This window comes from Paenibacillus sp. FSL R5-0713 (assembly GCF_037973325.1).
Classification (GTDB): domain Bacteria; phylum Bacillota; class Bacilli; order Paenibacillales; family Paenibacillaceae; genus Paenibacillus.
Map to the genome: position 1 here is coordinate 309215 of NZ_CP150229.1, position 17044 is coordinate 326258.

General features: G+C 49.8%; 7 protein-coding genes, 17 tRNA genes and 3 rRNA genes. All 27 read left to right on the forward strand.

The features are described from left to right. Positions 1–29 precede the first annotated feature (29 nt). The 27 genes from MKZ12_RS01390 (at position 30) to iolD (ending at position 16967) form a co-directional block, all read left to right on the forward strand. The gene (locus tag MKZ12_RS01390) at positions 30–1370 is read left to right on the forward strand and encodes an ABC transporter substrate-binding protein (protein WP_339239118.1); all 1341 of its coding nucleotides are present in this window, start codon (positions 30–32) and stop codon (positions 1368–1370) included. Positions 1371–1417: 47 nt separating this feature from the next. Then, on the forward strand, positions 1418–2368 hold the full coding sequence (locus MKZ12_RS01395) for a sugar ABC transporter permease (protein WP_339258362.1): 951 nt from the start codon (positions 1418–1420) through the stop codon (positions 2366–2368). Next, a complete protein-coding gene (locus MKZ12_RS01400) occupies positions 2365–3213 on the forward strand; it encodes a carbohydrate ABC transporter permease (RefSeq protein ID WP_339258364.1) in 849 nt (282 codons plus the stop codon). The genes MKZ12_RS01395 and MKZ12_RS01400 overlap by 4 nt, the downstream gene beginning before the upstream one ends. 28 nt (positions 3214–3241) lie before the next feature. Further along, positions 3242–5152 carry a sensor histidine kinase gene (locus MKZ12_RS01405; RefSeq protein ID WP_339258366.1) on the forward strand — a complete coding sequence of 637 codons (1911 nt, stop codon included), beginning with the start codon at positions 3242–3244 and terminating at the stop codon, positions 5150–5152. Next, entirely contained in the window at positions 5149–6753 is a 1605-nt protein-coding gene (locus MKZ12_RS01410) for a response regulator (RefSeq protein ID WP_339258368.1), read from the forward strand. Before MKZ12_RS01405 ends, MKZ12_RS01410 begins: the two co-directional genes overlap by 4 nt. Before the next feature lie 50 nt (positions 6754–6803). Further along, entirely contained in the window at positions 6804–7349 is a 546-nt protein-coding gene (locus MKZ12_RS01415; protein WP_339258370.1) for a GNAT family N-acetyltransferase, read from the forward strand. A 629-nt stretch (positions 7350–7978) separates the two neighbouring features. Then, positions 7979–9530: ribosomal RNA gene (locus MKZ12_RS01420) — 16S ribosomal RNA — on the forward strand. A gap of 318 nt (positions 9531–9848) precedes the next feature. Next, positions 9849–12774, forward strand: a 23S ribosomal RNA gene (locus tag MKZ12_RS01425). A 76-nt stretch (positions 12775–12850) separates the two neighbouring features. Further along, positions 12851–12967: ribosomal RNA gene (gene rrf / locus MKZ12_RS01430) — 5S ribosomal RNA — on the forward strand. The 16S, 23S and 5S rRNA genes sit together here with 17 tRNA genes alongside, the layout of an rRNA operon. A gap of 38 nt (positions 12968–13005) precedes the next feature. Then, positions 13006–13079 (forward strand) — tRNA-Ile (locus MKZ12_RS01435). Positions 13080–13113: 34 nt separating this feature from the next. After that, positions 13114–13189 (forward strand) — tRNA-Ala (locus MKZ12_RS01440). 1 nt (position 13190) lies between these two features. Further along, positions 13191–13266, forward strand: a tRNA-Asn gene (locus MKZ12_RS01445). Positions 13267–13270: 4 nt separating this feature from the next. Beyond that, positions 13271–13342: transfer RNA gene (locus MKZ12_RS01450), tRNA-Glu, on the forward strand. Between the two features lie 122 nt (positions 13343–13464). Then, positions 13465–13540 (forward strand) — tRNA-Val (locus tag MKZ12_RS01455). A gap of 16 nt (positions 13541–13556) precedes the next feature. Beyond that, a tRNA-Met gene (locus MKZ12_RS01460) sits at positions 13557–13630 on the forward strand. Positions 13631–13655: 25 nt separating this feature from the next. Then, positions 13656–13733 (forward strand) — tRNA-Asp (locus MKZ12_RS01465). Positions 13734–13861: 128 nt separating this feature from the next. Then, a tRNA-Phe gene (locus MKZ12_RS01470) sits at positions 13862–13937 on the forward strand. A 20-nt stretch (positions 13938–13957) separates the two neighbouring features. Beyond that, positions 13958–14033, forward strand: a tRNA-Thr gene (locus MKZ12_RS01475). 9 nt (positions 14034–14042) lie between these two features. Further along, a tRNA-Tyr gene (locus MKZ12_RS01480) sits at positions 14043–14128 on the forward strand. Between the two features lie 10 nt (positions 14129–14138). Continuing rightward, positions 14139–14214: transfer RNA gene (locus MKZ12_RS01485), tRNA-Lys, on the forward strand. 6 nt (positions 14215–14220) lie between these two features. Continuing rightward, a tRNA-Leu gene (locus tag MKZ12_RS01490) sits at positions 14221–14301 on the forward strand. 10 nt (positions 14302–14311) lie between these two features. Next, positions 14312–14386, forward strand: a tRNA-Gly gene (locus MKZ12_RS01495). 6 nt (positions 14387–14392) lie between these two features. After that, positions 14393–14469 (forward strand) — tRNA-Arg (locus tag MKZ12_RS01500). Between the two features lie 17 nt (positions 14470–14486). Continuing rightward, a tRNA-Leu gene (locus MKZ12_RS01505) sits at positions 14487–14565 on the forward strand. A gap of 7 nt (positions 14566–14572) precedes the next feature. Next, positions 14573–14646, forward strand: a tRNA-Pro gene (locus MKZ12_RS01510). An 11-nt stretch (positions 14647–14657) separates the two neighbouring features. Further along, positions 14658–14728 (forward strand) — tRNA-Gly (locus MKZ12_RS01515). A gap of 373 nt (positions 14729–15101) precedes the next feature. Next, positions 15102–16967 (forward strand): 3D-(3,5/4)-trihydroxycyclohexane-1,2-dione acylhydrolase (decyclizing), encoded by a 1866-nt coding sequence (gene iolD, locus MKZ12_RS01520; RefSeq protein ID WP_339258372.1) that lies wholly within the window; start codon positions 15102–15104, stop codon positions 16965–16967. Positions 16968–17044: the final 77 nt, after the last annotated feature.

Genomic DNA, 17044 nt, shown 5'->3' on the forward strand with positions numbered 1-17044 from the left:
CAGAAGTGAAAAGGGGAGGAAATTCATTCATGATGATCACGAAAAAGTGGGTAACCCTGTTCTGCCTGTCCCTGTTATTGTTCGCTACAGCCTGTTCGGGAGGAGCCACGGATAAGCCAGCTTCTTCTGGCGAAGCAAGTGAAAGTGAAGGAGACTCTTCAGGCAAGATTGAACTGCGCATGACCTGGTGGGGATCACAGACCAGACATGATCTGACGACCAAAGTCATTCAACTATTTGAAGAGAAACATCCGGGAATCACCATTAAACCTGAATACTCCGGTTGGGATGGTTATTTTGACAAATTAACGACACAGGTAGCCGGTTCAAATGCACCGGATATCATCCAGATGGATTACGCATTTCTGACTGACTTTGCCCGGCGTGGTGCCTTGCTTGATCTGACCCCATTTGCAGAGAGCAAAGAGCTGCGAACAGAGGATCATGATCAGAGCATGATTACAGCCGGATCCATTGACGATAAATTATATGCAATTACCCTCGGAGTAAACGCACCAGGTGTCATCTATGACGCCACCGTATTTCAGGAATTAGGGATTGAAGAACCGCAAGAGAGCTGGACATGGAAGGATTTTGGGGATATTGCAACCAAGATTGCCGCAGCCAAAGGTGATGGGTTCTATGGATCTGCAGACATTTCCGGCACAACCAACATGTTTGAAGTATTTATCCGACAATCCGGAAAAGGTTTGTTCGACGGTGGCACAATGACCGCTACCAGCGAGGAGCTCCAGCAGTGGTTCGATATGTGGGGTGCACTGCGCGAGAATGGTGGAGTGACCACAGCGGAGATCACGGCATCCACAACCAATGCACTGGAGACCCGCCCGATCTCACTGGGTACAGCTGCCATGGATTTTGCATGGTCCAATCAATTGCTGACATTCCAGCAGGTGAACAAAAACCAGGATCATAAGCTTGGGATACAAGTACTCCCGCATGGTGTCAACGAGCAGCAAATTGGCGAATACCTGAAACCAGGCCAGTTCCTCTCTGGTTATGGCAAAACCAAACATCCGAAGGAAGTTGCCATGTTCATTGATTTCATGGTCAATGATCCAGAAGCAACCGCTATTCTTGGTTCTGAACGTGGTGTGCCGGTTAACTCAAGCATTCGTGAGCAGATGCAGCCAACGCTGCCAGAAGCGGAGCAAGTCATTTTCCAATTCATCGACACCGTATCGAAGCATTCCAGTGAGATTGACCCACCATACCCGCAAGGATTTGCTGAAGTGGACACAAGTTTCAAGAGCGCAAGCGAGCAGATTGCCTTCGGTCAAGGCGATACTCCAGATGTCATTGCCCAGTTTATTGAAGGAGCCAAGGCTACACTTGGATCAAGTCAATAACGATTGGAACTGTCTCAGACTTCTAATACTGCGGGGAGGTTGCGAAGATGAACACATCACAGGTCAGTCAAGCCCGAATCGAGCGTATAGCTACCCGGCGGGTCAAACGGAGATATGCGCATAATGGAGCCGCGCTTCTGTTCCTCGCCCCATGGCTTGTGGGATTGTTATTTCTCACCTTGGGTCCAATGTTGGTATCGTTATACATCTCATTCACCGATTACAGTATCCTGGCCGCCCCTTCTTGGGTCGGTCTGGATAACTACACCACGATGTTTACATCGGATAAACTGTTTACCCAGTCGCTCAAAGTCACCTTCACGTATGTCGCTGTATCGGTGCCGGTCAAGTTGATCTTTGCACTGCTGGTAGCCATGCTGCTCAATAAAGGGATTCGAGGACTTGGTATTTACCGGACCGTGTATTACATTCCGACATTGCTTGGAGGCAGCGTTGCGATTGCAATGCTGTGGCGTAAAATGCTGGGCGGTGACGGGCTGCTCAATAGTGTGCTTGCCATGGTGGGCATTAAGGCGCCCGATTGGGTTGCTAATCCGAAGTATGCCCTGTACTCCATCGTGCTTTTATCGGTATGGCAGTTTGGATCATCCATGATTATTTTCCTGGCAGGCTTGAAGCAGATTCCACCTGAATATGATGAAGCCTCAGCGGTAGATGGAGCAGGTCCTCTGCGGAGATTCTTCTATATCACGTTGCCGATTCTGTCACCCGTCATTTTTTTCAATCTCGTGATGCAACTGATTACGTCCTTTCAATCGTTCACACAGGCTTTTGTTATCAGTAATGGTAGCGGAGGACCAGTGAATTCAACCTTAATGTACTCTCTGTATCTGTACAAAAAAGGATTCTCTTTCTTTCAGATGGGCTATGCTTCCGCGATGGCTTGGGTGCTGGTCATCCTGATTGGCGTATTTACATTGCTCGTATTCTGCAGCAGCAAGCTGTGGGTGCACTATGAGGATGGTGGGAAATCATGATTGGACAACGAAACTCTAAAGCATGGGTCGTCAGCAAACATGTGTTGATCTCAGGCATCGCCTTTGTCATGCTCTACCCGATCCTCTGGATGTTGGGCAGTTCATTCAAACCGGGACATATGATCTTTACAGAGACCTGGTTCTGGCCACAGGAATGGAATTGGCAAAATTACATGAATGGCTGGTCTGGAATTCAGGGCAATCCGTTTTCCCGTTTCCTGACCAACTCTGTCATCCTGTCACTTGGTGCCGTGCTGGGCAATGTCATCTCCTGCTCTATGGCGGCATATGCCTTCGCCCGACTGAATTTTCGCTTCAAAGCCATCTGTTTCGGCCTGATGCTCATGACGATTATGCTGCCCCATCATGTAACGCTGATCCCGCAGTATATTCTCTTCAACCACCTGGAGTGGGTGAATACGTATCTGCCGCTTGTGGTGCCAAAATGGCTCGCGACCGACGCCTTTTTCATTTTTCTCATGGTACAGTTCTTCCGGGGATTGCCCAAAGAGTTGGATGAGGCGGCTACCATTGATGGTTGCGGTCCTGTGAAAATTTACACCAAAATCATCATTCCACTTGCGTTTCCAGCACTGGTTACCACGATGATCTTTACGTTCTTGTGGACATGGGACGATTTCTTCAGTCAGTTGATCTACTTGAGTGACGTTAGCAAATACACCGTGCCGCTAGGTCTGCGTCTGTTCCTTGATTCGAGTTCTCAATCCGATTGGGGTCCGATGTTTGCCATGTCGGTGTTGTCGTTGGTGCCATGTTTCATTGTATTTATCGTGTGTCAAAAGTACTTCGTGGAAGGAATCGCGACCTCTGGGCTCAAAGGGTAATTCCAAGACGAAACGAGTTGATTTTTCCATGGGGAAAGGCAGATGGTCTTCATTCATTAATCAAAAGCTGCAACAAAGCAAGCTCTCCACGTTGATGGTGACTTGCTTTATTGCGTTTAACCTGTTGCTCGTCTCGGTTGTTGTCTGGTTGGCATATCAGTCTTTCTCCGCGGTCACATTTGCCGAGATTAGCAAAGCACGTCTGGCTCTTCTGAACGAGAGCACACGTCGGGGATTTGATTTCATTACAGGGGTAACAGGAACCGCCTATGGTTTGGCAAGCAATCGGGAACTGTCCCATCTGCTTGAAACGGCCGATACGGGCAGACTTGCACAGATTCACCAGCGGAGAGAGGTCTCTCGAATCCTGGATCATACCATGGTCGTGAGTGACGGCATTACTTCCATTGAACTGTATACGGATGTCTTTAATGAAGTGACAGTGACTATGGCTGATCGCATATTTCCGGTGGACACCATCGCACACGACTCTTGGTTTGCAACGCTGGAAAAGGCTGATGCGGCTTGGGTACCGCTGCGTGAGAACGAATCGGGCCAATCTCTGGTCGGATACGCCCAGCGGATTTTCGACAGTCATGGCGGAACGGTTGCCTATGTGCTCATTCGACTGAGTAGAGCGGACATCGTACGCAGGTTCGCTGATGTACCCATGGTGCTTGATGGAAAAGTCTTGTTGGTAGATACGGCGGGTAATGTCGTAATGGAGATGGGGAAAGCTGATCCAGCAGGGGAGAATGTACAATCCGATCATGCTGAAGGTGATGCATTGGACGAACAGGAACGATCGAATAGGAGTAATGAAGTGAGTACAGCTCCAGAAATGGATGATGCCGTAAACGCATCTTCTTCTATTATAGATAGTGCATGGATTCAGGAGCATGTCCAGCCTGGCGCAGACGGATATGAAGTCGTTTCCGGCCAATCCGGAGGTGCGCAATTGGTACTCTACTCCAGACCAGCCATGCTCCAGTGGCGCCTCGTACAGACTATTCCGGTGTACACACTGCTATCTCCGGTCAGACAGGCGGGCTGGCAGATCCTCGGCATCGCCGTGCTGGGACTATTATGCTCGGCTGTTCTTGCGTACTTGTTTGTAAGGCAGATCATCCGCCCTCTGAGACAATTGATCAAGCGAATGAGGCAACTGGAGAAAGGGGACTTCGATACCCGGGTGCACCTTTCGTTCACGGAGGAATATGCCCACTTGGCTTATGGCTTTAATCATATGGCTTCACAACTCACAACGCTGATGGAACAGGTGAAGGAGGAGAGCCGGGCCAAGCGTGAAGCCCAAACGGGCTTGCTTGAGGCCCAGATCAAACCCCATTTTTTATACAACACCCTCGACATGATCCACTGGCGCGCACTCGATTATGAAGCCAAGGATATCAGCCGCATGATTGTGCAGCTTAGCAAGCTGTTACGGATTGGACTGAGTGGAGGAAGATTGTTTATTCGGGTTCGAGATGAGTTGGAGCATGCCCGTTGCTACGTTAATATACAGTCAGAGCGGTTACCGTTCTCCATTCATTATCAGGAGCAGATCGATCCACGTATTCGCGGTTGTTACATTCCGAAGATCATTTTGCAGCCCTTTATCGAAAACGCTGTTATGCACGGGCACCCTGAAGAGGGTACACTTCGAATTCAAGTGTATATGCACGAAGAGGTTGGCCCGCATGAGGATATCGTCATTCGTATTACGGATAATGGACAAGGTTTGCCGGAGGGATGGGAACTCGAAGAGACATGTGGCATCGGTGTACGGAATGTGCATCAACGGATTCAGTTGTATTGTGGAAAGAGGTATGGCGTTCAACTGAGCAATAGAGATTCAGGTGGCGTGGAAGTGACCATTACGCTGCCGCGTATTGAGACCGACGAGCAATTAAATCTATGGCTGGACGGTGAAAAATGATGAAGACCATTATGCTTGTTGATGACGATCCTCATATTGTAAAGGCATTAACTGATCATATCGATTGGTCTTCACTGGGCCTCAGCATTGCGGGTACGGCTTCCAATGGCTTGGATGCGCTGGAACTGTTCCACCGTATGAATCCCGATGTCGTTATGACTGACGTCTATCTACCGGGGATGACGGGGCTTGAGATCACCCAGACGTTGCGACGTGATCATCCCTACCTGCCGATTATCATTCTTAGTGGATATGACGAATTCGAGAACGCCAGGGCAGCCATGCGCTGGGGGGTGAATCACTTTTTGCTGAAGCCGGCTGAGGTTGAGGAGATTGAGTCTGTGCTGCGAGAGGTACTACTGGAACAAGATGTGCGAGAGCGGCATGAGCGGCTGGAGCGGACGTATAAGCAGGAGGTTGGACGGGTACTTCCGTATTTGCGCAAACAGTTTCTTCACGAATTGCTGACTACGCGATATCGGGCAGATGAACTGCCTAAAGAACGCATGGACTATATAGGCATTCATATGTCCTCACAGACACGCGCGATTAGTCTGCAGCTGAATCGCCCCGTATTTTTGACACGGATGAAAGAACGAGATTGGCAGCTTCTCCGCTATGGGGCGGCTGATATTATTCAGGAGACGGTGAAGGATCAGGCAGCGCGCATGAATGGTCAGGTAGAGATTGTTGATTATTCGGATCAGGTATTTGTGTTACTTCTATTAGGTGATAAAGATATATTGGAGGAATGCCTGCCACTCATAGAGCGGATGATTGATCAGATCTTTACGTATCTGAAAATTGAAGTGAGTGCTGGAATCGGAAGATCCAAAAGTCACCCATGTGAGGCAATAGATTCTTATCTCGAGAGCAGAGAGGCAGTGGAAACAGCAGAATTTCAGGGTGGAAGTCGTATCTACCACTACGAGGCATCTGAGGATACAGAAGCAAGTGTGACTGATTATTCATTATTGCTTCGTCAATGGAATGAGGCTTGGGCGGATATTCGACCTGATCTGGCGGAAGAGCTATGGCAGGACATTCACCTTTTGCTGAAAGAGGGTAACTGTGTTGGGATACAGGATGTACAGGTGGTGGCCGTCAGTCTGTTTGACACGTTGATTCATAGCTGGAACCGACTTCATCCCATGTTAACGCCACCGCTGGCGATGAGTGATTTTTTACGTGAAATTCAATCGAAGTATGCGTTGCATGATCTGGTAAGCTGGATGGACCGTATTATCTGCAACTGGCTTGAACAGATACGCAAGGAGATGGGCGAGAAAAAAAGCAATAAACTCATCGAGCAGGTGAAACAGTATGTGGAGCTTCATTACGCTGAAGAGATTAGTTTTGAAGCGATAGCCAAGGGACTATTCGTACACCCGAAGTATCTGAGTCAACTGTTCAAAAGGGTGACAGGTGAGAATTTCGTGAGTTATTTGAACGGGTACCGAATTCAGAGGGCGCTGGAACTGTTGCAGTCGGGACATTACATGGTATATGAGGTGAGCGAGATGACGGGTTTCCGTAATGCGACGTATTTCAGCCAGGTATTCAAAATGCTTACGGGCAAGAGTCCGTCTGAGGTGGAGTAGAGCCATAAGGGTAAAGTATTTTAACAAAGTGAAGAGGCGGAATGGTTCTTATGATTATCGATCAACAGGAATATTACATTAAAGGCTTATCTTACTCAATTCGATCCGCAGAGGAAACAGATGCTGAGGCCTTGTCTTCACTTCGTGTACAAATGGACGGGGAAACCGAGAACATGGATCGGGAAGAGGGCGAAGCGTATATCGACGCAGCCGGGTTTAGGCGGATCATCCATTTGGATACTGATAAGTCACGGAATCTGTTCCTTGTTGCTGTAGTAGCGGGCGAAATTGTGGGGTATTCCCGATGTGAAGGCAGAGAGTTGAAGCGCTTTTGGCATAAGGTTGAGTTCGGCGTGTGTGTAGCCAAAGCGTACTGGGGACATGGGATTGGCAAGAACTTGTTAGCACAGTCGATTGAATGGGCAGACCAGACAGGGGTAGAGAAGATGACGTTAAACGTAGTGGCATCCAACGAAAAGGCAATTGAGTTATACCAAAAGAGTGGCTTCGAGATCGAAGGTATTTTGAAAAAGGATCGGCGACACGTTAATGGAAAGTATCACGACACGATAGTGATGGGCAGGTTCAAAGACTAATAGTAAAAAAGTGAAGATCACAATTCTATCTTATATACAACTCATGGAGTTCAATTATTAGATTCGGTATCCACATAATAGATAGCAGTGTTATAGAATAGAGATATTGTGTTTCGTATTTTATATAACGAATGTAATGATGCTGGTTGATTAGATCATAACCTATATTGAGAGAGATTCGACCGGTGAGCGTATATAGGATATAGTAAGAGGATATTGCCATAGGAAAAAGAGATTAATAAAAGATTGAATTAGGTTAAACCATTCGTTTGCTGATGGGATATTTTACAAGTAGTAATTGTGTTGTGTATATGATATATTCTATTTCCGGCCAAAAAAAACACGAGAAACAAAGTGTCGCAGGCAAATCAAATAAGCTTCGAAAGAAACTTGAAAAAAAGGCTTGCTAAGTTGGTTCGGAAGTGTTATGATATAAAAGTTGCTGAGGAGAACGACGCTCGGTAACGAAACAAGTTTGATCTTTGAAAACTGAACAACGAGTGAGTAAACATTCTGCTTGCAGAATGAACGCGAAAGTTGAAACAAGCCTTGGCTTGAATTGACTGGAGCACAATTGAGATTTTTAATCTCGTCAGATTCAAAATGAGCTTATCGCTCTTTTCAATACTTTATTGGAGAGTTTGATCCTGGCTCAGGACGAACGCTGGCGGCATGCCTAATACATGCAAGTCGAGCGGAGTTGATAAGAAGCTTGCTTCTTTGATACTTAGCGGCGGACGGGTGAGTAACACGTAGGCAACCTGCCCTCAAGTTTGGGACAACTACCGGAAACGGTAGCTAATACCGAATAGTTGTTTTCTTCGCCTGAAGGAAACTGGAAAGACGGAGCAATCTGTCACTTGGGGATGGGCCTGCGGCGCATTAGCTAGTTGGTGGGGTAACGGCTCACCAAGGCGACGATGCGTAGCCGACCTGAGAGGGTGATCGGCCACACTGGGACTGAGACACGGCCCAGACTCCTACGGGAGGCAGCAGTAGGGAATCTTCCGCAATGGGCGAAAGCCTGACGGAGCAATGCCGCGTGAGTGATGAAGGTTTTCGGATCGTAAAGCTCTGTTGCCAGGGAAGAACGCTTGGGAGAGTAACTGCTCTCAAGGTGACGGTACCTGAGAAGAAAGCCCCGGCTAACTACGTGCCAGCAGCCGCGGTAATACGTAGGGGGCAAGCGTTGTCCGGAATTATTGGGCGTAAAGCGCGCGCAGGCGGTCATTTAAGTCTGGTGTTTAATCCCGGGGCTCAACCCCGGATCGCACTGGAAACTGGGTGACTTGAGTGCAGAAGAGGAGAGTGGAATTCCACGTGTAGCGGTGAAATGCGTAGATATGTGGAGGAACACCAGTGGCGAAGGCGACTCTCTGGGCTGTAACTGACGCTGAGGCGCGAAAGCGTGGGGAGCAAACAGGATTAGATACCCTGGTAGTCCACGCCGTAAACGATGAGTGCTAGGTGTTAGGGGTTTCGATACCCTTGGTGCCGAAGTTAACACATTAAGCACTCCGCCTGGGGAGTACGGTCGCAAGACTGAAACTCAAAGGAATTGACGGGGACCCGCACAAGCAGTGGAGTATGTGGTTTAATTCGAAGCAACGCGAAGAACCTTACCAGGTCTTGACATCCCTCTGACCGGTACAGAGATGTACCTTTCCTTCGGGACAGAGGAGACAGGTGGTGCATGGTTGTCGTCAGCTCGTGTCGTGAGATGTTGGGTTAAGTCCCGCAACGAGCGCAACCCTTGATCTTAGTTGCCAGCACTTCGGGTGGGCACTCTAAGGTGACTGCCGGTGACAAACCGGAGGAAGGTGGGGATGACGTCAAATCATCATGCCCCTTATGACCTGGGCTACACACGTACTACAATGGCCGGTACAACGGGCTGTGAAGCCGCGAGGTGGAACGAATCCTAAAAAGCCGGTCTCAGTTCGGATTGCAGGCTGCAACTCGCCTGCATGAAGTCGGAATTGCTAGTAATCGCGGATCAGCATGCCGCGGTGAATACGTTCCCGGGTCTTGTACACACCGCCCGTCACACCACGAGAGTTTATAACACCCGAAGTCGGTGGGGTAACCGCAAGGAGCCAGCCGCCGAAGGTGGGATAGATGATTGGGGTGAAGTCGTAACAAGGTAGCCGTATCGGAAGGTGCGGCTGGATCACCTCCTTTCTATGGAGAATCGTTTCCCGAGCGGAAACATTCAAATACAAAATCTAGCCAGGTCGGCTAGTTACTCACTCGTTGCTCAGTTTTGAGAGCTCAAACTCTCAAACAGCTTGCTTTTGCATGGAGCTTGTTCTTTGAAAACTAGATATCGAAACGAAACAAACGCGAGTTAGAACATTCCTTTTTAGCTGAACTTGTGCATAACAAGTTTCAATAAAAACGGTAGTTAATTGCTGTTGCGATGGTATCGAGTGGGAGCGACTTTTGGCTTTGGACGCAGTCCAAAACAAGGGAAGCGAGCAATCGAAACCGGAGCAATTTGGTTAAGCTACTAAGAGCACACGGAGGATGCCTAGGCGCTAGGAGCCGATGAAGGACGTGGCGAACAACGAAACTGCCTCGGGGAGCTGTAAGCAAGCTTTGATCCGGGGGTGTCCGAATGGGGAAACCCAGCTGGGGTAATTTCCAGTTACTCATAACTGAATACATAGGTTATGCAGAGGCATACCAGGGGAACTGAAACATCTAAGTACCCTGAGGAAGAGAAAACAATAGTGATTCCGTCAGTAGCGGCGAGCGAACGCGGAGAAGCCCAAACCAGAGAGCTTGCTCTTTGGGGTTGTGGGACGTCTCACATGGAGTTACAAAGGAGTCAGTTAAACGAAGAGGTCTGGAAAGGCCCGCCAAAGAAGGTAAAAGCCCTGTAATTGAAAGTTGATTCTCTCCGAGACGGATCCCGAGTAGTGCGGGGCACGTGAAACCCCGTATGAATCCGGCAGGACCATCTGCCAAGGCTAAATACTTCCTAGCGACCGATAGTGAAGCAGTACCGTGAGGGAAAGGTGAAAAGCACCCCGGAAGGGGAGTGAAATAGAACCTGAAACCGTGTGCTTACAAAAAGTCAGAGCCCGTTTTAGGGGTGATGGCGTGCCTTTTGTAGAATGAACCGGCGAGTTACGTTCCCGTGCAAGGTTAAGGTGAAGAGCCGGAGCCGCAGCGAAAGCGAGTCTGAATAGGGCGAATTAGTACGTGGACGTAGACCCGAAACCGGGTGATCTACCCCTGTCCAGGGTGAAGGTGCGGTAACACGCACTGGAGGCCCGAACCCACGCACGTTGAAAAGTGCGGGGATGAGGTGGGGGTAGCGGAGAAATTCCAATCGAACTCGGAGATAGCTGGTTCTCCCCGAAATAGCTTTAGGGCTAGCCTCGGAAAACAGAGTCGTGGAGGTAGAGCACTGATTGGGTGCGGGGCCCGCAAGGGTTACCAAGCTCAGTCAAACTCCGAATGCCATAGACTTACTTCCGGGAGTCAGACAGTGAGTGCTAAGATCCATTGTCAAAAGGGAAACAGCCCAGACCATCAGCTAAGGTCCCCAAGTGTGTGTTAAGTGGGAAAGGATGTGGAGTTGCACAGACAACCAGGATGTTGGCTTAGAAGCAGCCACCATTGAAAGAGTGCGTAATAGCTCACTGGTCGAGTGACTCTGCGCCGAAAATGTAACGGGGCTAAACACACCACCGAAGCTATGGCTTGATGCTTGCATCAGGGGTAGGGGAGCGTTGTATAAGGGTTGAAGGTGTACCGTAAGGAGCGCTGGACATTATACAAGTGAGAATGCCGGTATGAGTAACGAAAAGATCAGTGAGAATCTGATCCGCCGAAAGCCTAAGGGTTCCTGAGGAAGGCTCGTCCGCTCAGGGTAAGTCGGGACCTAAGGCGAGGCCGAAAGGCGTAGTCGAAGGACAACAGGTCGAAATTCCTGTACCACCGTAAGCCGTTATGAGCAATGGGGGGACGCAGTAGGGTAGTGACGCGGACTGATGGATGTCCGTCTAAGCAGTAAGGCTGATGTGTAGGCAAATCCGCACATCATTAAGGCTGAGCTGTGATGGGGAGCGAAAATTGTAGTAGCGAAGGTCATGATCTCACACTGCCAAGAAAAGCCTCTAGCCAGGTGAAGGTGCCCGTACCGCAAACCGACACAGGTAGGCGAGAAGAGTATTCTAAGGCGCGCGGAAGAACTCTCGTTAAGGAACTCGGCAAAATGACCCCGTAACTTCGGGAGAAGGGGTGCCCCGGTAGTGTGAATAGCACGAGGGGGCCGCAGTGAAAAGGCCCAAGCGACTGTTTAGCAAAAACACAGGTCTGTGCGAAGCCGTAAGGCGAAGTATACGGGCTGACGCCTGCCCGGTGCTGGAAGGTTAAGGGGAGTGGTTAGGAGCAATCCGAAGCTGTGAACCGAAGCCCCAGTAAACGGCGGCCGTAACTATAACGGTCCTAAGGTAGCGAAATTCCTTGTCAGGTAAATTCTGACCCGCACGAATGGCGTAACGACTTGGGCGCTGTCTCAACGAGAGATCCGGTGAAATTTTAATACCTGTGAAGATGCAGGTTACCCGCGACAAGACGGAAAGACCCCATGGAGCTTTACTGCAGCTTGATATTGAATTTGGGTACGATCTGTACAGGATAGGTGGGAGCCTTTGAAGCGTGAGCGCCAGCTTGCGTGGAGGCAACGTTGGGATACCACCCTGATCGTATCTAGGTTCTAACCTGGTACCGTAATCCGGTGCGGGGACAGTGTCAGGTGGGCAGTTTGACTGGGGCGGTCGCCTCCTAAAGAGTAACGGAGGCGCCCAAAGGTTCCCTCAGAATGGTTGGAAATCATTCGAAGAGTGCAAAGGCATAAGGGAGCTTGACTGCGAGACCTACAAGTCGAGCAGGGACGAAAGTCGGGCTTAGTGATCCGGTGGTACCGCATGGAAGGGCCATCGCTCAACGGATAAAAGCTACCCTGGGGATAACAGGCTTATCTCCCCCAAGAGTCCACATCGACGGGGAGGTTTGGCACCTCGATGTCGGCTCATCGCATCCTGGGGCTGAAGTAGGTCCCAAGGGTTGGGCTGTTCGCCCATTAAAGCGGTACGCGAGCTGGGTTCAGAACGTCGTGAGACAGTTCGGTCCCTATCTGTCGTGGGCGTAGGAAATTTGAGAGGAGCTGTCCTTAGTACGAGAGGACCGGGATGGACGTACCGCTGGTGTACCAGTTGTTCCGCCAGGAGCACCGCTGGGTAGCTATGTACGGACGGGATAAACGCTGAAAGCATCTAAGCGTGAAGCCCCCCTCAAGATGAGATTTCCCAGTATGTAAGACCCCTTGAAGACGACGAGGTAGATAGGCTGGGGGTGGAAGTGCAGCAATGCATGGAGCTGACCAGTACTAATCGGTCGAGGGCTTATCCAATAGCAAGTCTAATTCGCATACTTTCGTTTCGAATCTAGTTTTCAGAGAACAACAACTCTGAAATGTAAGCTATGCGTTTGGTGGCGATGGCGGAGGGGTTCCACACGTACCCATCCCGAACACGACCGTTAAGCCCTCTAGCGCCGATGGTACTTGGACCGCAGGGTCCTGGGAGAGTAGGACGCCGCCAAGCGAAACCCCACTGGGGTATTTTTTTTCGAAAATTGATAAGGGCCCTTAGCTCAGTTGGTTAGAGCGCACCTCTGATAAGGGTGAGGCCGGTGGTTCGAGTCCACCAGGGCCCATAGCAAGACCACTACAAGAAACAAACCAGAGTATGGGGCCATAGCTCAGCTGGGAGAGCGCCTGCCTTGCAAGCAGGAGGTCAGCGGTTCGATCCCGCTTGGCTCCACCATTCCCTGATAGCTCAGTTGGTAGAGCACTCGACTGTTAATCGAGTTGTCACAGGTTCGAGTCCTGTTCGGGGAGCCATTAAGGCCCGTTGGTCAAGGGGTTAAGACACCTCCCTTTCACGGAGGTAACAGGGGTTCGAATCCCCTACGGGTCATAGCAATACCTATTGCTTTAACAAGGGATGAGAATCCCAAAGGTTCGTCGGAGGATATACCTCGTGAGCAACTGCTTCGCAGTCTCGAACGAAGTGAGAGTATCCCCTACGGGTCATATTATGGAGGCTTAGCTCAGCTGGGAGAGCATCTGCCTTACAAGCAGAGGGTCGGGGGTTCGATCCCCTCAGCCTCCACCATATTATCTTTTAACGACGCGGGGTGGAGCAGCCCGGTAGCTCGTCGGGCTCATAACCCGAAGGCCGCAGGTTCAAATCCTGCCCCCGCAATTCACTTTCCTTGAGAAAGTATTATGGAACCGTGGTGTAGTTGGCCTAACATGCCTGCCTGTCACGCAGGAGATCGCGGGTTCGAATCCCGTCGGTTCCGCCATTTTATATATGCTTCAGGGATGAGAATCCGTTTTTGGGTTCGTCGGAGCATTCACTTCGAGAGCATAAGCTTCGCAGTCTCGAACGAAGTGAGAGTATCCCGTCGGTTCCGCCATTTTAATTTTATGAGGCTCGGTAGCTCAGTCGGTAGAGCAGAGGACTGAAAATCCTCGTGTCGGCGGTTCGATTCCGTCCCGAGCCACCATTTTTCACACCATGTAATACGCCGGTGTAGCTCAACTGGTAGAGCAACTGACTTGTAATCAGTAGGTTGGGGGTTCAAGTCCTCTCGCCGGCACCATGTAATCCTGGAGGATTAGCGAAGTGGCCAAACGCATCAGACTGTAAATCTGCTCCCGTACGGGTTCGGTGGTTCGAATCCATCATCCTCCACCAGTTTTTCTATGAGTCATTAGCTCAGTTGGTAGAGCACCTGACTTTTAATCAGGGTGTCGAAGGTTCGAGCCCTTCATGACTCACCATTATATGCGCGTGTGGCGGAATTGGCAGACGCACTAGACTTAGGATCTAGCGTCTTTGACGTGGGGGTTCAAGTCCCTCCACGCGCATTCTTTATTTGCGGAAGTGGCTCAGCGGTAGAGCATCGCCTTGCCAAGGCGAGGGTCGCGGGTTCGATTCCCGTCTTCCGCTCCAATATTTGCGCCCTTAGCTCAGCTGGATAGAGCGTTTGACTACGAATCAAAAGGCCGGGAGTTCGAATCTCTCAGGGCGCGCCATTATAACTTCATATTTTGCCGGCGTGGCGGAATGGCAGACGCGCTCGACTCAAAATCGAGTGGGAAACCGTGGAGGTTCGAGTCCTCTCGCCGGTATAGATAACGGGATGTAGCTCAGCTTGGTAGAGCACCTGGTTTGGGACCAGGGGGTCGCATGTTCAAATCGTGTCATCCCGATTTTTTTATTTGCGGGTGTAGTTCAATGGTAGAACTTTAGCCTTCCAAGCTAATAGCGTGGGTTCGATTCCCATCACCCGCTTACATATTGAAAAGAAAGAGATGGTCAATACCATCTCTTTCTTTTTTTGCATTTATAGGCATATGGATCATGAATATATACAGAGATTTCAGATGATATGAGTATGTATCCCGACCTCTTGATATATTCCCCACATTTTTAGACCTGTTCTTAGTAATTCTTGAAGTGTTCCAATGAAGAGGTTTAGTGCATCTTCGAACACTTGAATATTTTTTCTGTATCATATTTATAAAAACGCTTACAAAAATAGCTTGCGTAAATCATTAACCTGTAATACCATATCAATTAAGCGCTTAACCTTTAGGGGTAAGGCGCTTAAACTTAACTTAGATTAAGCGCTTAACCCGTAAAGGAAAGGAAGGCGATCAAATTCATGAATACAATTAGATTAACGATGGCTCAGGCACTGCTTCGATATCTGGATCAGCAATATATCTCGGTTGACGGGGTGGAAACCAAGTTCGTGAAGGGAATCATCGGTATTTTTGGACATGGCAACGTAACAGGCATTGGAGAAGCGCTGGAGCGCAGTCCGGGAAGCCTGAGGTATATGCAAGGCAAGAACGAACAAGGTATGGTGCATACGGCAGCAGCCTATGCCAAGCAGAAGAACCGTAGACAGATCTATGCATGTACAACATCCATTGGACCTGGTGCTTTAAATATGATTACAGCGGCAGCTACCGCAACGGTGAACCGGATTCCGGTTTTATTGCTGCCTGGAGATAACTTTGCTACGCGGGAACCGGACCCGGTACTTCAGCAGTTGGAAGTGAGCAGTGATTACACGATCTCAGCCACTGATCCATTCAAAGCCGTAAGCAAGTATTGGGATCGTATTGTTCGTCCCGAACAGTTGATGATTGCTGCTACACAGGCCATGCGTGTACTAACTGATCCAGCAGAGACAGGAGCGGTAACACTCGCACTGCCGCAGGACGTACAGGCAGAAGCGTACGATTACCCGGAATCATTCTTTGCCCGCAAAGTGCATTATCTGGACCGTCGCCCCCCGGTCCAAGCAGCGATTGAACGGGCAACGGAGCAGATTGCCCGTGGCAGAAAGCCGCTTCTCGTTGCAGGCGGCGGTGTGTTGTACTCTGAGGCGTCCGTTCAACTCGTGGAGTTCGCCGAGGCATTTGGCATTCCGATCGCCGAGACGCAGGCGGGCAAGAGCGCAGTCTCTTGGGACCACCCACTGAATGTGGGGGCCATCGGGGTTACCGGCTCTCTGGCAGCTAACAGGCTGGCGAGAGAAGCGGATGTGGTGATCGGCGTCGGTACTCGTTTCTCCGATTTTACGACGGCGTCCCGCTCTGCTTTTCAGCATCCGGAAGCTTCATTCATCAACATCAACCTGAACGGTATGGACGCCGCCAAGTTAGGCGGAGAAGCCATTCTGGCAGATGCACGCGAAGGATTGCATGCTTTGCAGAAGGAATTGCAGGAAAGACAATACCGTAGTGCATATGGCGCATCCGAAATCGCTGATCTCCGTACTGAGTGGAATGCAGAAGTAGATCGGCTGTATGGAGCACAGCATGAAGCAGGGCTGGCACAGACCACGGCAGTTGGCATAGTTAATCGGACCATTGATCCATCTTCCGTTATTGTGTGTGCGGCAGGCAGTCTGCCAGGAGACCTGCATCGTCTGTGGCGTGCGGCTGAACCAAAGACGTATCACATGGAGTATGGATTCTCCTGCATGGGGTACGAGGTGAGTGGAGCGTTCGGAGCAGCACTTGCCGAGCCAGATCGTGAAGTATACGCCATGGTCGGTGATGGCAGTTATCTGATGTTGCATTCAGAGTTTGTGACCAGCTTGCAGGAACAGAAGAAGATGACCGTTCTATTATTCAACAACAATGGATTCCAGTGTATTCATAATTTGCAGCGAGAACATGGTAGTGACGGTTTCGGCAATGAGTTCCGTTATCGGGAATCCGAGAGTGGACGACTAACCGGGGATTACATGCCAATAGACTTTGCTGCACATGCCCGAAGCATGGGAGCCAAATCCTATAGAGCGGAGACAGCAGAACAGCTGGAACAGGCACTTCGAGATGCGAAGAACGAAACGGTGAGTACGTTGATTGAGATTCCGGTCGTGCCTGGAACCAACGCAAGTGGATACGAGTCTTGGTGGAATGTAGGAGTGCCAGAAGTATCTGCCGAAGAAAAGGTAGTTCATGCTCATCACACCATGCAAGCCAACCGAGCCAAAGCAAGACTTATTTAATCTGATTTAATAGAGCATTTTTTCAGAGCATTTTTCTAAAATAAAGCATTATTTGTACTCCTCACGGTATAAATCGG

Coding starts and splice junctions, on each gene's coding strand:
- MKZ12_RS01405 (WP_339258366.1), top strand. CDS start 3,242: ATGGGGAAAGGCAGATGGTCTTCATTCATTAATCAAAAGCTGCAACAA.
- MKZ12_RS01415 (WP_339258370.1), top strand. CDS start 6,804: ATGATTATCGATCAACAGGAATATTACATTAAAGGCTTATCTTACTCA.
- iolD (WP_339258372.1), top strand. CDS start 15,102: ATGAATACAATTAGATTAACGATGGCTCAGGCACTGCTTCGATATCTG.
- MKZ12_RS01390 (WP_339239118.1), top strand. CDS start 30: ATGATGATCACGAAAAAGTGGGTAACCCTGTTCTGCCTGTCCCTGTTA.
- MKZ12_RS01400 (WP_339258364.1), top strand. CDS start 2,365: ATGATTGGACAACGAAACTCTAAAGCATGGGTCGTCAGCAAACATGTG.
- MKZ12_RS01410 (WP_339258368.1), top strand. CDS start 5,149: ATGATGAAGACCATTATGCTTGTTGATGACGATCCTCATATTGTAAAG.
- MKZ12_RS01395 (WP_339258362.1), top strand. CDS start 1,418: ATGAACACATCACAGGTCAGTCAAGCCCGAATCGAGCGTATAGCTACC.